The following is a 4,485-nucleotide window of genomic DNA, read 5'->3' on the forward strand; positions in this document are numbered from 1 at the left end:
GGGGGTGTAGATTTCCAGCCGAATACGGATGTCGAACAGCCGCTGCGCCCGCTCTCGGAAGAAGATCAGATTATCGAACGGCGACAGCAGGGCCGCGCCCTTGACGGCGCGGGGACGCCGGGCCCCGACGGTCAGATAGGCCGGCTGGCCCCAGCCCTCGACCTGCACCGCCTCAAGCACCCCTGCGTCAAGCAGGCTGGCCAGGGCGCGACGCGTGTCGCTCAGGCCCAGACGGAAATAGTCCCTCAGGTCCCGCTCTGTGGCGATGCCCAGGGCCTTGGCGGCGAGGGCGAGGAGCGTCGCCTGAGCGTCAGCGCGGTCCGGCGTCGCCGCCGCGCCAATCGATGGCGGCAGGACCTGCTCAGATAGACCATAGACCCGTTCAAAGCCGCCGCGACGGGTGACCGTCGTCAGGTCGCCGACCCAGAACAGGCACTCGACGGCCCGCTTGGCCTCGCTCCAACCCCACCAGCCGCCCTGTCCCTTGGCGCCAAGATCCAGGTCAGAGGCCGCCAGCGGCCCGCGCCGCTGAAACTCACCGAGCGTTCTGTCGATGAACTCAGGGTGTCCACGCAAATAGGCGGCGACATTCTTCCAGACGCCGAGCCCGTCGCGGGCGTCGGCCATCCGCCAACGGAGCAGGGTGTGCAGGGCCAAGGGCATCAACGAGGCCTCGTGGCCCCAATATTCGAACAGGGCCGGCGCCGGGCCCCAGGCCAGGTCTTCCAGCAGATCGCGCGGGTAGGGACCCAGTCGCGAGAACAGCGGCAGGTAGTGCGACCTTGAGACCACATTGACCGAATCGATCTGGAGCATGCCCAGGCGCTCGATCGCCGCCAGCAGATGCTGTCGTGTCGGACTTGCAGGGCGGGCGACGCCGAACCCCTGGGCGGCCAGGGCGATTCGGCGGGCCTCGGCGCGCGAGAGGGTCTTGGTCATGTCGCCAGCAGACCCTCGCGCCGAGCCCGAGGCAAGTCGGGGCCGACGACGAATCGCGCCGGTCAGGACAGGTCCTGGGCGCTGGGTGTCGTTCTGAAATGACTTAAAAGGTGTTGGCGTCAGCCGTGACGCTGCGGAAACCTAGCGCGCGACGCCGGTAATTTCCTTGATCATCGCCTGGACCGAGGACTTACCGCCAGCATTCCAGACCTGCTTCAGCTGGGCCAGGGTGCGCGCGGCGGCGTCATCGAATTTCCAGTCACAGTCGTCAAAGCGGCAGTCATTGAAGGTCGGCAAATCGCCGCCAGCATAGACCATCTTGCAGGTCTGGAAGGCGCAATCGACGAAGTCTTCGCCGTCCAGAAGGACGGTTTCGTGGTTGAATCGGGCCGCGGTCTGCATCTCAAATCCTTGGGGATTTAGTCGTCCTGCGGCTTTGCAGGCGCGCCGGCGGCTTCAGCTTCAGCCTGGGCCTGTTCACGCGCACGGCGCTTGATGTCGGCCTTTTCGGCGGCCTTGGCGGCCTTGGCGCGCTCGCGATCGAGACGATCGTGAGCATAGTTGGGAGGTCTCGCCAACTTTAGTCTCCGGTAGGGGTCGAGGCCGGCCGGTTTCCCGGCCGGCGCTGTTCCTTAGGCCGCCGTCAGCTGGCCAGCGGACATCTTGCCGCTGCGCTGATCGCGTTCCAGTTCGTAGTTCAGCTTTTGACCTTCATCCAGGCCACGCATGCCGGCGCGTTCAACGGCCGAGATGTGCACGAAAACGTCGGCGCCGCCGTCGTCAGGTTGGATGAAGCCGAAGCCCTTGGTTCCGTTGAACCACTTAACAGTACCGGTAGCCATTGGGGTGGCCTTTCAAGTTCAAGAATTCATGCCACCCCACGGGCCGCACGACCAAATTTTCGGGAAGGATCAGGGAAGACTCGGTAACTCGATCCGAAGACCAAGCGTGGAGAGCAACCGAACCAATTCGATATTCGACGCGAGACGTATTTCACAAAATCAGGAGGGGCGCCAGCAAATTGCAAAATAGGAAATCCCTGATGGGGCGAGCCGCTCGGAGATTGACCAGCAACGGGCGGTCCGGAGCCTGGTTTGCCCAGCCGAGTTGGCGCCCCCCCAAACCCCGCGCCGGCGGGATCGTCGCGACGATCCGGGGCGGCTATGGACCACGGTCTTGTTGTGCAGCTGGGTCTTGCCGACGCCCAGCCGGTTAAGCGACGGGTGAGGCCGGCCAGCGCGAAGTCTTGCTGGGCCTCCTTGAGAAGGAGATCAACCGCCGTCGACCGTTGAGCCAGGCCCGGCTGGTCGGAACGGGAAGACCTAGCCCATCGTCGACCTTGGGGATGTCGGCATTTCCAGCGCTTTTCTGGCTGGGCTCGTTGTCGCTCCAGTCCAACCGAAGAATTGTTGGCGGGCAGCCTTAGACAGTTTTGGGTTGATGGAGCCTCTATTTCACAGGCCGCGTACGAGAGGCGGTCTTCAGGCGGCCTGCGCTGCATCTTGTGCGTCATCGCTCGCCAGCGTGGCCTCGATCAACTGGCTTACGCGTTGGGGGAGGCGGAAAGGATCGAAGGGCTTGGTAATGACGCCGACCGCGCCGGTTTCCATTAGGCTAGCTTGTTGGCGTTCGAGCGCCAGGCCAGTGATGTAGATGATCGGCGGAGGGTTACTGCTGGTCGCCTTTATCTGCGCGACGAGATCCTCCACACAGACGCCCGGTATTACCGCGTCGAGGAGAATGACATCAAATTCTTCGTCGCGAATGAGGCGAATGGCTTCATTCACATCGGATGTCACTCGAACAGTGGATTCCACATCCATGTCAAAACTGATGGAAACCAACTCGAGCAGTATCTTTTCGTCGTCGATATATAAGGCGCGCATAGCTCGGGGGCCTTGGCTACAAATATCATGAATCGTTATCAGGCGATCCTGCTCGACGGCTATAGGTAATTTAACCTAGTCTATTAGCCATATCAGGGGTCAAATTGTCGCAAGACGGGTCCATCGCGAAGACCTCAGCAGCTGACGCTCCGTCTTTGTCGTCGAGCTGTATTGGAGGCCTGGAAACGTTCTCGCGCCGTCCTAGAGGCCTTTCCGATCTGATGGAATCATCTGAGGCGGGCGAAAAGGCCGCAAAAGCTAACGCTTAGGGCGCTTATTGCTCCAATGACCGTACCACATTTATCGGCAAATGCCCTCGCGGAGCCTGCCGCACGGTCGATCCAGGCGCTAGAGGCGCAATGACGCAGTGACCGCTGACGGCCTTGGCGTTAAGTATAATCACAGAGAGCTATTCCAACGACCAAACGCCTAGCGCGAGGCTGAAGTTTGCCCAGGACGATCTTTGCCATCGACGATGATCCGCTGATGCTTGAGATCCTGGCGCAGGTTCTTTCGCCGCCCGCCTATCATCTGGTTGGGGCCCTGAGCGGCCAAGGCGGCTTGGATATGGTCTTTCGGGCCCCGCCGGATCTCGTATTGCTCGACCTCGGGCTCCCGGACCTGCCCGGCATGTCGGTGCTCAAGACCCTGAAGGACCGGGTCAGTTGGTCAAAAGTTCCGATCGTGATGCTCACCGCCGACAATGCGCTCGAACCCATAGTCAAGGCCCGCGACCTGGGCGCCCGTGGCTATCTCTGCAAGCCGATTTCAGCCGTCGGATTTGCCGGGGTTGTCGCGGATTTGCTGGCGAGCTCGGATGTCGTTTGGCTTGACGACCTGACGCGACTGAGGCGGGCGAGGGGAACTGATCGCGTCGGGCTGTCCCACCCTCACGGCGGCTAATTCCAGCAGAGCAACATTAACCCTATGCGCACGTCCTTATGCCAAGCGTCGCGCTTGAGGGGGAGGCATGGCATTGGACGAGACAGCGCGCCTAGAGGCTTTGTGGGCATTAGGCGTGATGGACACTCCGCCCGAAGCGCGGTTCGACCGCATCACCGCGCTCGCGAGCGACCTTTTCGACGCGCCGATCGCCCTGGTTTCCTTGGTCGACGAGCACCGACAATGGTTCAAGTCGCGCGTCGGCCTTGAGGCCTGCTCAACCGATCGCTCGCTGGCCTTCTGCGCGCATGCGATCGAGATGGGTCCTGACGCGGTAATGATCGTCGAGGACGCGACCTTGGATCCGCGTTTTGCGACCAATGCGCTAGTGACCCAAGCGCCTGACATCCGGTTCTATATGGGCGCCACGCTCACGACCGCCGATGGCTTCAACCTCGGAACGCTCTGCGTTATCGACACAAAATCCCGTCCGACGCCGTCCGAACGCGAGCAGCGGCGTCTCCGTCAGCTCGCGCAAGTCGTGGTCGATGAGCTCGTCTTGGGGCAGTCGGTGCGGAGAGTGGCCGAAAAAGCGAACCCTACTGCTCATGGCTGAAACCATGTCGGGCGTGGGTCACTGGCGCCTCGACATAGCCAGCGGCAAGGTCGAGTGGTCTGACGTGGTTTACGTTATTCACGGCGTTAGCCGAGACACGTTTGATCCCAATCTGGGCGATGCGCTGCAATTCTATCATCCCGAAGACCGCGATGTCGTGAA

The 4,485-nt window shown here is 61.8% G+C and carries 7 protein-coding genes; 2 read left to right on the forward strand and 5 right to left on the reverse strand.

What is annotated here, in order from left to right:
- The 5 genes from CSW58_RS09585 to CSW58_RS09605 form a co-directional block, all read right to left on the reverse strand.
- Window positions 1–939 (reverse strand): winged helix-turn-helix domain-containing protein (locus CSW58_RS09585; RefSeq protein ID WP_099447128.1); only part of this gene is annotated, 939 nt, incomplete at its 3' end.
- A gap of 141 nt (window positions 940–1,080) precedes the next feature.
- The gene (locus tag CSW58_RS09590) at window positions 1,081–1,341 is read right to left on the reverse strand and encodes a hypothetical protein (protein WP_099447129.1); all 261 of its coding nucleotides are present in this window, start codon (window positions 1,339–1,341) and stop codon (window positions 1,081–1,083) included.
- Window positions 1,342–1,358: 17 nt separating this feature from the next.
- Window positions 1,359–1,517: a hypothetical protein gene (locus tag CSW58_RS14380; RefSeq protein ID WP_099447130.1), complete on the reverse strand. Its 159-nt coding sequence runs from the start codon at window positions 1,515–1,517 to the stop codon at window positions 1,359–1,361.
- A gap of 54 nt (window positions 1,518–1,571) precedes the next feature.
- A complete protein-coding gene (locus CSW58_RS09600) occupies window positions 1,572–1,781 on the reverse strand; it encodes a cold-shock protein (RefSeq protein ID WP_099447131.1) in 210 nt (69 codons plus the stop codon).
- Between the two features lie 639 nt (window positions 1,782–2,420).
- Complete coding sequence (locus CSW58_RS09605) at window positions 2,421–2,825, reverse strand: response regulator (protein ID WP_099447132.1); 405 nt, start codon at window positions 2,823–2,825, stop codon at window positions 2,421–2,423.
- 447 nt (window positions 2,826–3,272) lie between these two features.
- Here CSW58_RS09605 and CSW58_RS09610 point away from each other — a divergent pair, with 447 nt between their 5' ends.
- Window positions 3,273–3,728, forward strand: coding sequence for a two-component system response regulator (locus CSW58_RS09610; protein WP_099447133.1), 456 nt, complete (start codon window positions 3,273–3,275; stop codon window positions 3,726–3,728).
- Window positions 3,729–3,846: 118 nt separating this feature from the next.
- Complete coding sequence (locus tag CSW58_RS09615; protein ID WP_201721631.1) at window positions 3,847–4,323, forward strand: GAF domain-containing protein; 477 nt, start codon at window positions 3,847–3,849, stop codon at window positions 4,321–4,323.
- Window positions 4,324–4,485: the final 162 nt, after the last annotated feature.

Source organism: Caulobacter sp. B11, assembly GCF_002737765.1.
In the GTDB taxonomy this organism is placed as follows: Bacteria; Pseudomonadota; Alphaproteobacteria; order Caulobacterales; family Caulobacteraceae; genus Caulobacter.

What these genes read in the sequence shown, in the direction of transcription:
- CSW58_RS09605 (WP_099447132.1), bottom strand. Translation starts at nt 2,825, where the DNA reads ATGCGCGCCTTATATATCGACGACGAAAAGATACTGCTCGAGTTGGTT.
- CSW58_RS09600 (WP_099447131.1), bottom strand. Translation starts at nt 1,781, where the DNA reads ATGGCTACCGGTACTGTTAAGTGGTTCAACGGAACCAAGGGCTTCGGC.
- CSW58_RS09590 (WP_099447129.1), bottom strand. Translation starts at nt 1,341, where the DNA reads ATGCAGACCGCGGCCCGATTCAACCACGAAACCGTCCTTCTGGACGGC.
- CSW58_RS09615 (WP_201721631.1), top strand. Translation starts at nt 3,847, where the DNA reads ATGGACACTCCGCCCGAAGCGCGGTTCGACCGCATCACCGCGCTCGCG.